This is a genomic window from Pseudomonas vranovensis, from assembly GCF_040438935.1.
Classification (GTDB): Bacteria; Pseudomonadota; Gammaproteobacteria; order Pseudomonadales; family Pseudomonadaceae; genus Aquipseudomonas; species Aquipseudomonas vranovensis.
This window is the reverse complement of the sequence record NZ_CP159259.1, coordinates 960,237-976,831: the sequence shown is the minus strand read 5'-3', so window position 1 is coordinate 976,831 and position 16,595 is coordinate 960,237. Positions and strand designations below refer to the sequence as shown.

General features: G+C 60.1%; 14 protein-coding genes. 4 read left to right on the top strand and 10 right to left on the bottom strand.

Annotation, left to right across the window (positions count from 1 at the left end; all coding sequences use genetic code 11):
* Positions 1-10: 10 nt before the first annotated feature.
* On the top strand, positions 11-493 hold the full coding sequence (gene sulA / locus ABVN19_RS04555) for an SOS-induced cell division inhibitor SulA (protein ID WP_028945926.1): 483 nt from the start codon (positions 11-13) through the stop codon (positions 491-493).
* Positions 494-557: 64 nt separating this feature from the next.
* On the opposite strand, the gene ABVN19_RS04550 is transcribed toward sulA, so the two are convergent.
* From ABVN19_RS04550 to ABVN19_RS04520, 7 genes are all read right to left on the bottom strand, one after another.
* Positions 558-791, bottom strand: a complete 234-nt coding sequence (locus ABVN19_RS04550) for a hypothetical protein (RefSeq protein ID WP_010226971.1) — start codon at positions 789-791, stop codon at positions 558-560.
* Between the two features lie 60 nt (positions 792-851).
* A complete protein-coding gene (locus tag ABVN19_RS04545) occupies positions 852-1,373 on the bottom strand; it encodes a DUF6586 family protein (protein WP_028945925.1) in 522 nt (173 codons plus the stop codon).
* Positions 1,374-1,504: 131 nt separating this feature from the next.
* A complete protein-coding gene (gene topA, locus ABVN19_RS04540; RefSeq protein ID WP_028945924.1) occupies positions 1,505-4,117 on the bottom strand; it encodes a type I DNA topoisomerase in 2,613 nt (870 codons plus the stop codon).
* Between the two features lie 100 nt (positions 4,118-4,217).
* Positions 4,218-4,469 carry a DUF1653 domain-containing protein gene (locus ABVN19_RS04535; protein WP_028945923.1) on the bottom strand — a complete coding sequence of 84 codons (252 nt, stop codon included), beginning with the start codon at positions 4,467-4,469 and terminating at the stop codon, positions 4,218-4,220.
* A 77-nt stretch (positions 4,470-4,546) separates the two neighbouring features.
* Positions 4,547-5,722: an acetyl-CoA C-acyltransferase FadA gene (gene fadA, locus ABVN19_RS04530; protein WP_028945922.1), complete on the bottom strand. Its 1,176-nt coding sequence runs from the start codon at positions 5,720-5,722 to the stop codon at positions 4,547-4,549.
* A gap of 29 nt (positions 5,723-5,751) precedes the next feature.
* A complete protein-coding gene (gene fadB / locus ABVN19_RS04525) occupies positions 5,752-7,899 on the bottom strand; it encodes a fatty acid oxidation complex subunit alpha FadB (RefSeq protein ID WP_105642307.1) in 2,148 nt (715 codons plus the stop codon).
* A gap of 511 nt (positions 7,900-8,410) precedes the next feature.
* Complete coding sequence (locus tag ABVN19_RS04520; protein WP_028945920.1) at positions 8,411-8,848, bottom strand: hypothetical protein; 438 nt, start codon at positions 8,846-8,848, stop codon at positions 8,411-8,413.
* Between the two features lie 109 nt (positions 8,849-8,957).
* Between ABVN19_RS04520 and ABVN19_RS04515 the strand changes: the two genes are divergently transcribed.
* On the top strand, positions 8,958-9,401 hold the full coding sequence (locus ABVN19_RS04515; protein WP_028945919.1) for a universal stress protein: 444 nt from the start codon (positions 8,958-8,960) through the stop codon (positions 9,399-9,401).
* Between the two features lie 42 nt (positions 9,402-9,443).
* Here ABVN19_RS04515 and ABVN19_RS04510 read toward each other — a convergent pair whose 3' ends face one another.
* Positions 9,444-11,354 (bottom strand): ATP-binding cassette domain-containing protein, encoded by a 1,911-nt coding sequence (locus ABVN19_RS04510; RefSeq protein WP_028945918.1) that lies wholly within the window; start codon positions 11,352-11,354, stop codon positions 9,444-9,446.
* 221 nt (positions 11,355-11,575) lie between these two features.
* Between ABVN19_RS04510 and ABVN19_RS04505 the strand changes: the two genes are divergently transcribed.
* Positions 11,576-13,504 carry a transglycosylase SLT domain-containing protein gene (locus ABVN19_RS04505; protein ID WP_028945917.1) on the top strand — a complete coding sequence of 643 codons (1,929 nt, stop codon included), beginning with the start codon at positions 11,576-11,578 and terminating at the stop codon, positions 13,502-13,504.
* Between the two features lie 50 nt (positions 13,505-13,554).
* On the opposite strand, the gene ABVN19_RS04500 is transcribed toward ABVN19_RS04505, so the two are convergent.
* Together ABVN19_RS04500 and ABVN19_RS04495 are read right to left on the bottom strand one after the other, a co-directional pair.
* A complete protein-coding gene (locus ABVN19_RS04500; protein WP_028945916.1) occupies positions 13,555-14,358 on the bottom strand; it encodes an MOSC domain-containing protein in 804 nt (267 codons plus the stop codon).
* Positions 14,359-14,403: 45 nt separating this feature from the next.
* A complete protein-coding gene (locus ABVN19_RS04495; RefSeq protein ID WP_028945915.1) occupies positions 14,404-15,339 on the bottom strand; it encodes a chemotaxis protein CheV in 936 nt (311 codons plus the stop codon).
* Between the two features lie 346 nt (positions 15,340-15,685).
* On the opposite strand from ABVN19_RS04495, the gene ABVN19_RS04490 reads away from it, so the two are divergent.
* Positions 15,686-16,183, top strand: a complete 498-nt coding sequence (locus ABVN19_RS04490; protein ID WP_036990389.1) for a hypothetical protein — start codon at positions 15,686-15,688, stop codon at positions 16,181-16,183.
* The last annotated feature ends 412 nt before the right edge of the window (positions 16,184-16,595 follow it).

Here is a 16,595-nt window from a genome sequence, read left to right as displayed (position 1 = left end):
AGGAGGCGTCATGCAGTTCCCCCATGCACCACAGCAAGCACAATTGCCCCTGTTCGAAGCGTTCCTGGCCCAGCCAGTTCTGCCCGGACTGAAAGCCGCCAAACCAGCACCCCACGCAGGTACGGCGCAGGTTTTCAGCGAACTGTCCTTTCGTGGCGCATTGGGAAGCTGCCAGAACCTCCTGGCCCCCATGCTGCGTGAACTGAGCGAGCTGAGCGAAGAGCAGGACGCCCGTTGGCTGACCCTGATTGCCCCGCCAGCCATTCTTACCCAAGCGTGGCTACGCGACGCCGGCCTCAATCGCGAGCGCATCCTGTTGCTGCAACCGCGCGGCAACCAGAGCGCCCTGCAACTGGCCTGCGATGCCCTGCGACTGGGCCGCAGCCATACCGTGGTCAGCTGGCTGAATACGGTCAGCAGCAGTGCTCGCCAACAACTGAGCATCGCCGCCCGCACCGGAGACGCACAAAGCCTGAACATCCGCCTCGGCTGATAATCAGGCTTGATTTACATGGGCTTCGTCAGGCTTCCTCAGGACGAGGAGGCCGGCAGGATGATCAATGCAGGACGCGCGGCCCCTCGTCTCGCTCGATTTCGCCTTCTACAAGCTTGCCAGCCATCTGCACGCCTACGCTGAGCATGGCCTTGGCCACTTCAACATGCTGACCTTGCAGGAAAGCCTTGGCGTCCTCGGAGAAATCCAGGGTTACCAGGGAGCCTTCGTCCTCGGCGCGGCGCAACTCGATCCGGCCATCAGGCAACTCGACAATTTCTAGAAAGGACGTTGGCATAAAGGGCAGTTCTCCACGAAAGGCCACCATTGTACCAGCTTGTACCAGCGACCGCCTCAATCAGCACTCACTCAAGCCCTCGCGAAAACGAACAGTGAGGCCCTTGAGGTTCTGTCTCCAGCTTTCCAGTTCTTCTCGCGACAGCGGCGCTACCTCGGGCTCGTCCAGGCTCACCGCCTGAATCAGGGGCTGGGTCACGTCGTTTTTCGGCGCTTTTTTCGCGACCGGCGGTCGGAACAAATCGGCATAAGCTGCTAGTAGTTGCGCCAGCCAGGTCTCCCGCTGCTCGGCCAGTTCGACTAGCTCGGCCATTTCCGGAATCGCCACGGCCTCCAGCACTTCACGCGTCAACAGCAGTTCGGCACGGGGTGCGCTCGCCTGGGGCAAACGATAGAACCCGGCAATCTCATGGCACAGGCCAAGCAGTGCGCCATACAGATGGAACAGCGCTGATTCGCGCTCTGACTGAATCAGCGCTTGGGCGTTCATGGCCCGGCTTTCCTGTGCTCTGCCCAAGGCCTCAAGGGCAAGGCCCGCAAAATAGATCTTCTGGTTGGTACGGGTATAGAGTTCCTGGGCCATCTGGGAGCCCTCCGATAGGATGCAAGGCGATGAGCCAATTTACACTAGTACAGGGCTGAAAAGCATCGCGGGGCAAGCCCGCTCCCACAGTAGGAGCGGGCTTGCCCCGCGATTGCATCAACTACGCCCGATCAGCGTTTGTCTTCGACCTTCCAGGCATTGCCATCGTAGAAGGCGCGCCAGCCGGTCGGCTTGCCCTCGACTTCGGTCTGCACGTACTGCTCCTTGGTCTTGCGGCTATAGCGGATGACTGCCGGACGACCGTCGGGGTCTTTCTTCGGGGCTTCGCAGAGGAAGTGGTACTTCGGGTCGATTTCATCCTTGTGAGGAATGATCTCGATTACCAGTGGCGCACGGGTCTCGCGGTTCTTCGGGAACTGGCTGGCCGCCAGGAACAGGCCCGAAGCACCATCACGCAGCACGTAGGTATCATTGACCTTCTCGCACTTGAGTTCCGGCATCTTCACCGCATCCATCTTGGGTGGCGCCGCCTCGCCGCTCTTGAGCAGCTTGCGGGTGTTCTTGCACTCTGCGTTGGTGCAACCGAAGAACTTGCCGAAGCGACCTGTCTTGAGTTGCATCTCACTACCGCACTTGTCGCACTCAAGGCTCGGCCCTTCGTAACCCTTGATGCGGTAGTTCCCTTCTTCGATCTCGTAGCCGGTGCAATCAGGGTTGTTACCGCAGATATGCAGCTTGCGCTTTTCGTCGAGCAGGTAAGCATCCATGGCCGTGGAGCAGATCGGGCAACGGTGCTTGTTGAGCAACACGCGCGATTCCGACTCACCCTCGTCATCCGCTGCAATTTCATCACCCGGAACCAGGTTGACCGTGGCCTTGCAACGCTCTTTGGGCGGCAGGCTGTAGCCCGAGCAACCAAGGAAGACACCGGTGGACGCAGTACGGATCATCATCGGCCGACCGCAATCCTTGCACGGAATGTTGGTCAGGGTCGGCTGGTTGGCACGCATGCCCTTCTCTGCATCCTCGGCCAGTTTCAGCTTGTTGCTGAAATCGCCGTAAAACTCGTCCAGCACGTTCTTCCAATCACGCTCACCCTGGGCAACATCATCGAGGTTCTCTTCCATGCCGGCGGTGAAGCCGTAGTCCATGAGGTTGGAGAAGCTCTCCGACAGGCGCTCGGTAACGATGTCGCCCATCTTCTCGGAATAGAAACGACGGTTGTGCAGGGTCACATAGCCGCGGTCCTGAATGGTCGAGATGATGGCCGCGTAGGTGGAAGGACGGCCAATGCCGCGTTTTTCCATTTCCTTGACCAGGCTCGCTTCGGAGTAACGCGCAGGCGGCTTGGTGAAATGCTGGCTCGGGTCGATCTGTATCAGCTTGAGCACTTCGCCCTGGTTCATCTCCGGCAGCACGTCGTCATCGCCCGGCTTGCTCTGTTGTGGCAGTACGCGGGTATAACCGTCGAACTTGAGGATGCGGCCCTTGGCGCGCAGCTCGAAGTCGCCGGCGGTGACGCTGACGGTGGTCGACAGGTATTGGGCCGGCGGCATCTGGCAGGCCAGGAACTGACGCCAGATCAGCTCGTACAGGCGCTCGGCATCACGCTCCATGCCACTGAGCTTGGTCGGATGGGTGTTCACATCCGAAGGGCGGATCGCTTCGTGCGCTTCCTGGGCACCTTCTTTGCTGCCGTAGACGATCGGAGCTTCAGGCAAGTACTTCTTGCCGAACTCGCTTTCGATATAGCTGCGGGCCATTTCAACCGCATCGACCGAGAGGTTGGTCGAGTCGGTACGCATGTAGGTGATGTAACCGGCTTCGTACAGACGCTGGGCCATCATCATGGTTTTCTTCACCCCGAAGCCCAGGCGATTGCTCGCCGCCTGCTGCAGGGTAGAGGTGATGAACGGGGCCGAGGGCTTGCTGCTGGTCGGACGGTCTTCACGCTTGGCAACGGTGTAGCTGGAAGCCTTGAGCTTCTCCAGGGCCGCCATGGCTTGCGCTTCGTTCAGCGGCTTGAAGGCCTCGCCCTTCTCCCGAGCCACTTCAAAACGCACCTTGGCGTCCTTGGCGGTACCCAGGTCAGCATGCACTTCCCAGTATTCTTCCGGGATGAACGCGCGAATTTCACGCTCACGCTCGACCACCAGCTTCACCGCAACCGACTGTACGCGACCGGCAGACAGGCCACGGGCAATTTTCTGCCACAGCAGCGGGGAGACCATGTAGCCAACCACACGATCGAGGAAGCGACGCGCCTGCTGGGCGTTGACCCGATCGATATCCAGCTCGCCCGGCTGCGAGAACGCCTCCTGGATGGCTTTCTTGGTGATTTCGTTGAACACCACGCGCTTGTAGCGGCTGTCGTCACCGCCGATGGCTTCGCGCAGGTGCCAGGCAATGGCTTCCCCCTCGCGGTCCAAGTCGGTTGCGAGATAGATGGTGTCGGCATCCTTGGCCAGGCGACGCAGTTCGTCGATGACCTTTTCCTTGCCCGGGAGGATCTCGTACTTGGCCTTCCAGCCGTGATCCGGATCAACCCCCATGCGTGCAACCAGCTGCTTGCGCGCCTTCTCTTTCGGCGACAGGGCCGGCGCCTCGCCTGCGGCGGCCTTGCCGCGCTTGGCGGCAGGCTCCTTGCTGGCGCTGGCCGAACCGCTGGTGGGCAGGTCTCGGATATGGCCGATACTCGACTTCACCACGTACTGGCTGCCCAGGTACTTGTTGATGGTCTTGGCCTTAGCCGGGGATTCCACAATGACCAGCGATTTGCCCATGGATCGGAAATTTCCTGAATACTGAAAATAAAAACACGGCAGGTACCTGACGCGGCACCGCTATATATAGTGGCAATACAGTGAGGTCAAGCGCGGGGCTTTATCCGCCCTCGGCATCGGGCCGCGAAAACAGCTCGGGTTCAGCCTTGACCAAAGCAAAGCGCGGCACTTGCTCGCCGTCAACCTCGACCGACTCCAGAAACATCGAAAGTGGTCGAACCCAAAGCCCGAACTCGCCATACAGGGCCTGGTAGAACACCACCCACTCCTCGGTTTCGGAATGGCGCGCGGTGCCGAACACACGATACTCAGGCCCTTTGTAATGCCGGTAAACGCCTGGTTGTATCTGCATGTTGCTCGCCCTCTTGAAAAAAAATCCGCAAAAACAAAAACCGGGGCACAAGGCCCCGGCTTCCTTCCCCGAAACGCTTAGACGCGTTCGAAGACGGTGGTAATGCCCTGACCCAGGCCGACGCACATGGTCGAGACACCGAAGGTCCCGCCATTCTGCTTCATGACGTTGAGCAGAGTGCCGGAAATCCGCGCACCAGAGCAACCGAAAGGATGACCCAGGGCGATGGCGCCGCCGTGCAGGTTAACCTTCTCATCCATCTTGTCGAGCACTTTCAGATCTTTCAGCACCGGCAAGGCCTGTGCGGCGAAAGCTTCGTTGAGCTCGAAGAAGTCGATGTCGGCGATGGTCAGGCCAGCGCGCTTGAGCGCTTTCTGGGTCGCCGGCACCGGACCGTAGCCCATGATTGCCGGGTCGACACCGGCCACCGCCATGGAGCGGATCACGGCCAGCGGTTGAATGCCCAGGTCTTGGGCACGCTGGGCCGACATCACGATCATGCACGAGGCACCGTCGGTGATCTGAGAAGACGTACCGGCAGTTACGGTACCGCCTTTGGGGTTGAAGGCAGGCTTCAACGCCGCGAGGCTTTCCAGGGTGGTGTCCGGACGGATGGTTTCGTCATAATCGAATGTCTTGAGGAAACCGTTCTCGTCGTAACCCTGCATCGGGATGATTTCATCCTTGAACTTGCCTTCGACCGTCGCCTTGTGGGCGAGCTGGTGCGAACGCAGGCCGAACAGGTCCTGCTGCTCACGGCTGATGCCGTGCATCTTGCCCAGCATCTCGGCGGTCAGGCCCATCATGCCCGACGCCTTGGCCGCGTACAGCGACATGTGCGGGTTCGGATCGACACCGTGCATCATGCTGACGTGCCCCATGTGCTCGACGCCGCCGACAACGAATACGTCGCCGTTGCCGGTCATGATCGCCTGGGCTGCAGTGTGCAGGGCGCTCATGGACGAGCCGCACAGGCGGCTGACAGTCTGGCCGGCCGCGGTGTGAGGGATCTGGGTCATCAACGACGCCATGCGGGCGATGTTCCAGCCCTGCTCCAGGGTCTGGTTGACGCAACCCCAGATCACGTCCTCGACCTCGTTGGGGTCGACCTTGGTGTTACGCTCCAGCACCTTGCTGATCAGGTGCGCAGACATGTCTTCGGCGCGGGTGTTGCGGTGCATGCCACCCTTGGAGCGGCCCATCGGCGTGCGACCGAAGTCGACAATCACCACGTCTCTTGGATTCAGGCTCATATATTCTCTCGCTCTCTATCGTTGGGCGCTTAACCGAAGAAGCTCTGGCCGTTCTTGGCCATTTCACGCAGCTTCGCGGTGGGGTGGTACAGCGGACCCAGATCGGCGTACTTGTCTGCCAGGGCAACGAATTCGGCCACACCGATCGAGTCGATGTAGCGCAGCGCGCCGCCACGGAAGGGAGGGAAACCGATGCCGTAGACCAGACCCATGTCGGCTTCGGCGGCGGTTTCGACGATACCGTCTTCCAGGCAACGAACGGTTTCAAGGCACAGCGGCACCATCATCCAGTTGATGATGTCTTCGTCACTGACTTCACGCTGCTCGTAGACGATTGGCTTGAGCACTTCGAGTACCGACGCATCGGCGACCTTCTTCGGCTTGCCGCGCTTGTCGGTTTCGTAGGCGTAGAAGCCCTTGCCGTTCTTCTGGCCCAGGCGATTGGCTTCGTAGAGTGCATCGACGGCCGAACGACGGTCGTCTTTCATGCGGTCCGGGAAACCTTCGGCCATCACGTCGCGGCCATGGTGGCCGGTGTCGATGCCAACAACGTCCATGAGATAGGCCGGGCCCATCGGCCAGCCGAATTTTTCCATGACCTTGTCGATACGCACGAAGTCGACGCCGGCGCTGACCAGCTTGGCGAAACCGCCGAAGTACGGGAACAGTACGCGGTTGACCAGGAAGCCCGGGCAGTCGTTGACCACGATCGGGTTCTTGCCCATTTTCTTGGCGTAGGCAACGGTGGTGGCAACGGCCACTTCGCTGGACTTCTCGCCACGGATGACTTCCACCAGCGGCATCATGTGCACCGGGTTGAAGAAGTGCATGCCGACGAAGTTTTCCGGACGCTTGAGAGCCTTGGCCAGTAGGTTGATGGAGATGGTCGAGGTGTTGGAAGCCAGGATGGCATCGTCCTTCACCTGGCCTTCCACTTCAGCCAATACTGCTTGCTTGACTTTCGGATTCTCGACCACGGCCTCGACCACGATGTCGACATTGGCAAAGTCGCCATACGACAGGGTCGGGCGAATCGCGTTCAGCGCTTCAGCCATCTTGGCCGGGGTCAGGCGACCTTTTTCAACGCGGCCGCCGAGCAGCTTGGAGGCTTCGTTCAGGCCCAGCTGAATGGCGTCTTCGCGAATGTCCTTCATCAGGATCGGGGTGCCTTTGACCGCCGACTGATAGGCAATGCCGCCACCCATGATGCCGGCGCCGAGTACGGCAGCCTGCTTCACGTCACGAGCGATTTCGTCGTGGGCCTTGGCTTTGCGCTTGAGCTCCTGGTCATTCAGGAAGAGGCCGATCAGACTCTCGGCAACCGACGTCTTGGCCAGCTTGACGAAGCCTGCGGCTTCGACTTCCAGCGCCTTGTCACGCCCGAAGTTGGCCGCTTTCTGAATGCTTTTGATCGCTTCGACCGGTGCCGGGTAGTTAGGGCCGGCCTGGCCGGCCACGAAACCTTTGGCGGTCTCGAAGGACATCATCTGTTCGATGGCGTTGAGCTTGAGTTTTTCCAGCTTGGGCTGGCGCTTGACCTTGTAGTCGAACTCGCCGCTGATGGCGCGCTTGATCAAGTCCAGGGCCGCAGCCTGCAGCAGATCAGGGGCGACCACGGCATCGACGGCACCGACTTTCAGTGCGTCTTCAGCACGGTTTTCCTTGCCGGCGGCAATCCACTCGATGGCGTTGTCGGCACCGATGATGCGCGGCAGGCGCACGGTGCCGCCGAAGCCTGGGTAGATACCCAGCTTGACTTCCGGCAGGCCGATCTTGGCGCTGGTAGCCATGACGCGATAGTCGGCAGCCAGGCACATTTCCAGACCGCCGCCCAGGGCGATGCCATTGATCGCGGCAACAGTTGGCACGGCCAGGTCTTCGAAGTCGCTGAAAATCCGGTTGGCTTCCAGGTTGCCGGCGACCAGTTCGGCCTCGGGCAGCTTGAAGTTATCGACAAACTCGGTGATGTCCGCGCCGACGATGAACACGTCTTTGCCACTGCTGACAATCACGCCCTTGATAGAGGCGTCGGCCTTGATGGTGTCTACGGCCTGACGCAATTCGTTCAGGGTAAGACGGTTGAACTTGTTGACGGACTCACCCTTGAGGTCGAACTTCAGTTCGACGATGCCGCTTTCAAGAGCCTTAACCGTGATGGCTTTACCTTCGTAAATCATCAACTGATCTCCACGATATGGAAGCTGAACTGTACACGCCGAACGCTGGTGAAAGACCCGGCCGGCCATAGGCCGCTGTTTGCCGAATCCTTGCGCCAGGCACACCCGTCAGCGCGATAGTCGGGATTCTGTAAGAGCCTTCTGACAATACAAACGCTCAATTCATACGCCCGTTTGATTTGGGTACGCACACATTCAACGAAAAAATCGCTGTTGTCAAATACCCAAAAGCAGCTTGAAAACGCGACTTTGCGGTCATTATTCGCTGTTCGCGAGCAAACACCTGCATCGGTGATCAGGCCGTATTCATCGCGACGATAGTGGTCAAAGGCTTACACCTGCGTGCGCAGGATGGACATGCGCCAGCGCGCACCAAGAAGGAAATCAAAAAAGCGGCAGGTAGCGTGGCGCCCGCTACACTGGAAGGAAATAAACACTACACCGGCCTGCCTGGCCCGTCTGCCCGATGCGTGAATCGGGCTTTTTATTGGACGGTATTCCAGTGGGCGAATCAGGCTAGGGCTTTCAATACTTCGGCAATATCCTGCAACACAGCCGATTCGCCGCGTTCGCCCCAATAAAGCGCAACCATTTGCTTCCCGGCTTCGACCTTGTAGACGCTTTCGGGAAGCCGCGTGAACTGTTCCATCAAGACCGGATCGGCGCAGGGTTCGCGCCATTGATTGAGCCAGGTACCGGGCATGGTCTGCCAGTAGCTCCAGCTGTCTGCCCTGCCCTGGCGCCGCGGCCGCACGTACCGTGCGCAAGGGCTTGGCGGCTCCTTGGGCAGCCAGTGTGGCCACTCCTGAGGCGTCAGTTGCATGTTCAGCCCCATACGTCGGGCTTCCATGCGCAGGGCCATGCGACCACTCTGATTACGCGAAGGGCGCAACCAGGCCAGAGGACTCAAAATCAGCGCAAGGATTGACACCACTAGCCAGACCGTCATATCTGTTGTTCCCATAAAGCTTTGCAAATGAGCTGGTTAGCCGGGGTTTGCAGCGATCAGCCTGAAACCGACCATACTTGAACCAATGCAACTGTCAGGAGAGCTACTCATGCCCTACGAACATATTCTGGTTGCCGTCGACCTGACCGAAGAATGCGACCCGGTCATCAAGCGCGCCCGTGAACTGGCTACACCCGCGGGCACCAAGGTCTCTCTGGTACACATCGTCGAGCCCATGGCCATGGCCTTTGGTGGCGATGTACCCATGGACCTCTCGCAACTGCAACAGCAACAGTTCGACCAGGCCAAGGAGCGCATGGACCGCCTATTCAACAAGTACCCTGAGATCAACCGCGGCGACTCGCACCTGACCTACGGCCAGCCTCGCCAGGAAATCCACCAGTTGGCCAAGGACCAGAACTGCGACTTGATCGTGGTGGGCAGCCACGGCCGTCACGGCCTGGCCCTGCTGCTGGGCTCCACGGCCAACGACGTGCTGCACGGCGCACCGTGCGATGTGCTTGCCGTACGCCTGCAGAAAAAAGCCGAGTAACGCAAAAGGCCCGACGCAAGATCATGCGTCGGGCCTTTCTCGTCAGCTGTCCAGTTCGGCCCAGCGCTCCACCAGGACATCCAGTTCAGCCTGCATCTGCTCCAGGCGCGCCAGCACGGCGCTGGTCTGGTCGATTGGGCGCTGGTAGAAGGCTGGATCGGAAATCTCTTCCTGCACCGCTGCCATCTTCTGCTCCAGCTCGTCAATCTGACCTGGCAAGGCTTCAAGCTCACGCTGAAGCTTGTAGCTGAGCTTTTTCTTGGGCGCCTCGGCAGCCGCCGGAACCGGTGCAACGGCTTCGACTACGGCAGTGTTCAGCTCCGACTTGCCCGACTTGCTCTCGGAGACACCGAGCAGCTTCGGCGAACCGCCCTGGCGAATCCAGTCCTGATACCCACCGACGTACTCACGCACCTTGCCTTCGCCTTCAAAGACCAGGGTGCTGGTCACCACGTTATCGAGGAAGGCCCGATCGTGGCTGACCATCAGCACAGTGCCCTTGAACGCCGAGAGCACCTCTTCGAGCAACTCGAGGGTTTCCACGTCCAGGTCGTTGGTCGGTTCGTCCAGCACCAGCAGGTTGGCAGGCTTGCTGAACAGCTTGGCCAGCAACAAGCGCGCACGCTCGCCGCCAGACAGCGCCTTGACCGGTGTACGCGCACGCTGCGGGCTGAACAGGAAGTCGCCCAAGTAGCTCAACACGTGACGGTTCTGCCCGTCGATCTCGATGAAGTCGCGACCTTCGGACAAGTTGTCGATCACGGTCTTTTCCAGGTCCAACTGATGGCGCAACTGGTCGAAATAGGCCACTTCCAGGCGGGTGCCGGACTCGACCTTGCCGCTGGTGGGCTCAAGATCACCGAGCATCAACTTGAGCAAGGTGGTCTTGCCGGTGCCGTTGGCGCCGAGCAGGCCGATCCTGTCCTCGCGCTGCAGGACCATGGAGAAATCCTTCACCAGCTGCGGGCCACCCGGGTGACTGAAGCTGACGTTCTCCAGCACCATGACCTGCTTGCCGGACTTCTCGGCAACATCGAGCTGGATGTTGGCCTTGCCGGTGCGCTCGCGGCGTTCGCTGCGCTCTACCCGCAGCGCCTTGAGTGCGCGCACACGGCCTTCGTTACGGGTACGCCGGGCCTTGATGCCCTGGCGGATCCACACTTCTTCCTGGGCCAGCTTCTTGTCGAACAGGGCGTTGGCGGTCTCTTCAGCCGCCAGCATGGCTTCCTTGTGGACCAGGAAGCTGGCGTAGTCGCCATTCCAGTCGATCAGGCCGCCGCGGTCCAGTTCGAGGATGCGCGTGGCCAGGTTTTGCAGGAAGGAACGGTCGTGGGTGATAAACAGCACCGCACCGCCAAAACCGCTGAGGGCTTCTTCGAGCCAGGCGATGGCGCCGATGTCCAGGTGGTTGGTCGGCTCGTCAAGCAGCAGCAGGTCGGGTTCGGACACCAGCGCCTGAGCGAGCAGAACACGGCGACGCCAGCCACCGGACAGCTCGGCCAGGGTTTTGTCGGCCGGCAGCTGCAAGCGGCTCAGGGTGCTGTCGACCAGCTGCTGCAGACGCCAGCCATCACGCGCTTCCAGGTCGTGCTGGACGTGCATGAGCTTTTCCAGGTCTGCATCGCTATGGATGTTCTGGCTCAGATGGTGGTATTCGGCCAGCAAGGCGCCGACGCCGTCGAGGCCTTCGGCAACCACATCGAACACCGTACGGCCATCGGCCACCGGCAGCTCCTGCGGCAGCTCGCCGATCTTGAGCCCCGGGGCACGCCAGACATCACCGTCATCAGGCTTCTGGTCACCCTTGACCAGGCGCAGCATGCTCGATTTGCCAGTACCGTTACGGCCGATGATGCACACCCGCTCACCACGGGCGATCTGCCAGGACACCTTGTCCAACAACGGCATGGCGCCGAACGCAAGGGACACATCGCTTAATTTGAGCAGGGTCATGATCTTCTCCAAAAACAGGGCGCGCATTCTACCCGACTTGGGCCGGCTTCACATTAAGCAGGCGCTCCTACAGACTATTCCGACGACAGACTGCCCGATTACAACTCGATACAAGCACAATGCTTTCATCCGCCGGCGGCAAACGGCTAAGCTTAAGCAACGTAACCCCAACAGTGCTGGCTCCGCCGTCACTTTTCATGGTCAAACTGCCCGGAAGTCTCATGCGCAGCCGCCTGTTCAGCCTAGTTTCCTGCCTGCTTCTCTCGACCTGCGCGGCGAGCGTCGCCCAGGCCACCGATATCACCGTACAACGCCAATACTATGACGAGGCCAAGCGCGCCCTGGCCAAAGGCGACAAGGGCCCGTACCTGCGCTATGCCCAGGCGCTGCGCGACTACCCCCTGACGCCCTACCTCGCCTACGACGAGCTGACCGCTCGACTCAAAAGCGCCAGCAATGAAGAAATCGAGAAGTTCCTCGCCGCCCATGGCGACCTGCCCCAGTCCAACTGGATGAAATTGCGCTGGTTGCGCTGGCTGGCCGAGCGTGGCGACTGGGCGACCTTCAACCGCTACTACGACCCCAAGCTGAACTTCACCGAGCTCGATTGCCTCAATGGTCAGTACCAACTGAGCCACGGCCAGCGCGCCGAAGGCTTCGCCACCGCCGAGAAGCTCTGGCTGGTGGGCAAGTCGCAACCGGCCGCCTGTGACGCCCTGTTCAATCGCTGGGCCGCCGAAGGCCAGCTCACCGAACAGAAGCGCTGGGAGCGTATCAAGCTGGCTGCCCAGGCCCGCAACTATGCCTTGGCCACCGCCCTGACCAAAGACCTCACCACCCTCGCCCCTCAGGGTCGCCTGCTGGTGGACGTGGCGCAAAAACCGCAATTGCTCAATCAGCCGAGCCGTTTCGTGCCAGTCAACGAGGCCATGTCCGACGTGGTCAGCCTGGGCCTGCGGCGCCTGGCACGCCAGGACCCTGAACGTGCCATGGGCCTGCTGGACGACTACGCCAACCGCATGCATTTCTCCCGCGATGAAAAAGTCGCCATCGCCCGGGAAATCGGCCTGACCCTGGCCCGCCGGTACGACCCGCGCGCCCTCGACCTGATGACCCGCTACGACCCTGAGCTGCGCGACAACACCGTCACCGAATGGCGACTGCGCCTGCTGCTGCGCCTGGGCCGCTGGGAGGATGCCTACGAGCTGACCACGCGCCTGCCCCAGGACCTGGCCAGCAGCAACCGCTGGCGCTACTGGCAGGCCCGCAGCCTTGAGTTGGCCCAGCCGAAGAACCCGCAGATTCCAATGCTGTACAAGACGGTCGCCCGCGAGCGTGACTTCTACGGCTTCCTCGCCGCCGACCGCACGCAGACCCCGTATCAGCTCAACAACAAGCCACTGGTGCTGAGCCAGGCCCTGATGAACAAGGTGCGCAACACCCCTGGCATCCGCCGTGCGCTGGAGTTCCATGCCCGCGGCCAGATCGTCGACGGACGTCGCGAGTGGTACTACGTCAGCCGCCATTTCAACCGTGATGAAATGGTTGCCCAGGCCAGGCTTGCCTATGACATGCGTTGGTACTTCCCGGCCATTCGCACCATCAGCCAGGCGCAGTATTGGGATGATCTGGATATCCGTTTCCCAATGGCCCATCGCGACACCCTGGTCCGCGAAGCCAAGGTGCGCGGCCTGCATTCGAGCTGGGTGTTTGCCATTACACGCCAGGAAAGTGCCTTCATGGAGGATGCGCGCTCCAGCGTCGGCGCCAGTGGCCTGATGCAATTGATGCCGGCCACCGCCAAGGAAACCGCGCGAAAGTTCAGCATCCCCTTGGCCTCACCGGCACAGGTGTTCAATCCAGACAAGAACATCCAGCTGGGTGCAGCCTACCTGAGCCAGGTGCATAGTCAGTTCAACGGTAACCGGGTGCTCGCCTCCGCGGCCTACAACGCCGGCCCGGGACGTGTGCGGCAATGGCTGCGTGGCGCCGACCACCTGAGTTTCGATGTGTGGGTCGAGTCGATCCCGTTCGATGAAACCCGCCAATACGTGCAGAACGTACTGTCGTACTCGGTTATCTACGGGCAAAAGCTCAATTCACCTCAGCCGCTGGTTGACTGGCATGAGCGGTATTTTGACGATCAGTGATTGAATGAAAACATCGCGGGGCTTGCCCCGCGATCTCGTTCGGCTACAGCCTACTCCAGCACCGCCACCGCCATTCCCACCTCCAACACCCCGCTGCCATCAGCCACCAGGTTCTGCCCGAACAGCACATCCCCTTCCTTCTGCCGGTACGTCTTGAGCGTCGCCAGGGGTTCGCGGTCGGCACTGCGCTCACCAGTCTGCGGATCGATGGTGGTCAGGATGCAGCGCTCACATGGCTTGAGCACACGAAACTCCATCTCGCCGATACGGATGCGCTTCCAGCCGTCTTCGGCAAAGGCCGAAGCGCCTTCCACCACCAGGTTGGGACGAAAACGCAGCATCTCCAGCGGGCGACCAACACGCTGCACCAGGTCATCGAGCGATGCCTGGCCGATCAGCAACAGGGGGAAACCGTCGGCAAAGGCCACTCGATCACTGTTCAGGCCGTAGCCATTGGGCAAAAAGCGTGTGCGCTGCTCAGGTACATGGACCAGGCGGACATCCTTGCCTATGAATTCGCTGAGCCACTGCGCCGCCTCGTCACCGGCATCCGGCACGCGCAAGGTGTCGCGCCAGATGAGGACGCCACGCAGGTTACTGTCACCTTCAGGGACCGGCACCTGCAGCGACGCGCGCCCCGGAGCGTCCAGGACCAGCCCGCCGTCATTGGCACATGCCGCCGACAGCTGGCTCATCTGTGGATAGGCACGCTGGGTCAGGAAGCGTCCGTTGTCGCGCTCCACCAGCATCCAGCGACGGTCTCCGCTCAATCCCAGCAGATCCAGCGGGGACGATTGCAGCGCCTGGGCGCGTGCGGACTTGAGCGGGTAGCGGTACAGAGCACTCAGACGCATTTCGAGCAGCCTTGCTTGAGGGTCGGAGACCTAGCTTATACCGACTCAGGCCGTCACTTCATCCAGCATCAGGCGCTGGCGCACCACGTCGACCAGCTTGTCGGGCTGGAACTTGGAGAGGAAGTTGTCACAGCCGACCTTCTTTACCATCGACTCGTTGAAGCTGCCGGACAATGAAGTATGCAGCACCACGTACAACGCACGCAGGCGCGGATCATTGCGGATCTCGGTGGTCAATCGATAGCCGTCCATTTCCGGCATCTCGGCATCGGTGAAGACCATCAGCAGCTTCTCGCAAACATTTTCCCCGGCATCTGCCCAACCCTTGAGCAGGCGCAGAGCCTTGAGACCGTCACTGGCAACATGCATTTTCACACCCAGTTGCGACAAGGTATCGCGCAGCTGGGCCAGGGCTACGGAAGAGTCATCCACCAGCAGCACTTCACGCCCACGGGCACGGGCCATCACCGGATCCTCGAGCTTTTCACGCGAGACCCTGGCGTTGTACGGCACGATCTCGGCCAGCACTTTTTCAACGTCGATGATTTCCACCAACTGATCGTCGACCTTGCTGATTGCCGTCAGGTAATGCTGGCGACCGGCACTGGAAGGCGGTGGCATGATGGCCTCCCAGTTCATGTTGACGATACGGTCGACCCCGCCTACCAGAAACGCCTGCACCGAGCGGTTGTACTCGGTAACGATGATGGTGCTGCCTGGACCGGGCGCAATCGGACGCATACCGATGGCTTGCGAAAGATCGATCACCGGCAGAGTCTGCCCGCGCAGGTTGACCACGCCGCACACGAATGGGTGCCGTTGCGGCATCAAGGTCAGCTTGGGCATCTGCAGCACCTCCTGCACCTTGAACACGTTGATCGCGAACAATTGACGGCCAGCCAGGCGAAACATCAGGATTTCCAGCCGGTTCTCACCCACCAGCTGCGTTCTTTGGTCTACCGTGTCGAGAATGCCAGCCATTGAAGAACCCCCAGGTGTTCTAAAAAATGAATCCAATGGCCCTGTATCGGCCAGATCGCACGCAGCTTGACCCCAGTAGAAAATGCGCTGCCGAGCATTGATGTCATTTTACCATCATGCTTTACTGCGCTCACTGCCTGCCTGTCGCGATTGCCTCTAAAGGGTCGCGATCAAAACACCCCATCAGGGAAACCCCTAGTGACAATCGGGCGGGACCTGATGTTCGCGATATCCATTAGCCATTAATGTGACGCCATTCTCATTGCATGAACGGAGTCAGGCTTTTGTCAGCGATCGCCGCATTGTCGCCAATCCTTGCTCCAGCCTTGTGTGCTGGAGCCAAATGATGACTATCGACTCACTGAACAGCAGCGCCCTGCAGGATTTTCTGGTGGATGCCCAGGTCCTGTTGACCAAGGCCGAGGAGTGCCTGCAGCACCTGGAACTGATCGACAACGATCCGGATGCCTGCCACTGCCTGAAGGATACCCTCGCCACTCTGGTTGCCCGTGCCCAGGAACTGGGGTTGCTTGAAGTGGCCGGCTACTGCCAGCAACTGCAACAGTTGCTGGTGTCTGCGCAGACACCGATACACCTGCCCGAAGGTGCGCTCACGGCCATTCAAGATTGCTTGACGCTGCTGGCCTGGCAATTGGAGCTGGTGGATCCGCGTACCGGTCGCCTGAACCTGGACACCGAGGAGCAAGTGGTGCTGCTGGACAACCTGGCAAGCGCCCTGAACCCTTCTCAAGCCTGCGCCTCCTGCACTTTGATCATGTCCCCCTGCGAGCACCCTGCCCAAGTGCCCAGGATGGCTATCGAGCGCTCAACTACGGCCAACTAAGTGAAATTAGCAAACTATTTACCAGCGCAGTCCAGCGTATTGTGCGCCGCATACTAAGCTAGAACTTTTACTGCACGCCGATGACTTTCCCGCGCTGGTGAAACTGCTGATTTAATTTATCTTGTAAATGTTTCTTGCACTTCCAGCTGATGGCAAAGTGCTAGACCCTTACGCGTGCCTGCCCCCCTTACCACCCCGTAAAACCTGATGATTCAGACAGTTACAGGAGTCCGCGACCATTTTTACTTGAAGTGATACCATGCGCACCGCTGGATGACTTTTACACTTGGGTTGACCGATCTCTTCGATTTCTTACCTTGTCACAAGCATTCATGAACGCGCCCGGCAACGACCGTCAACTATTATCAAGACAATACGGCAACGCCTCTAGCTTGACCCTTGCAAGACTTCG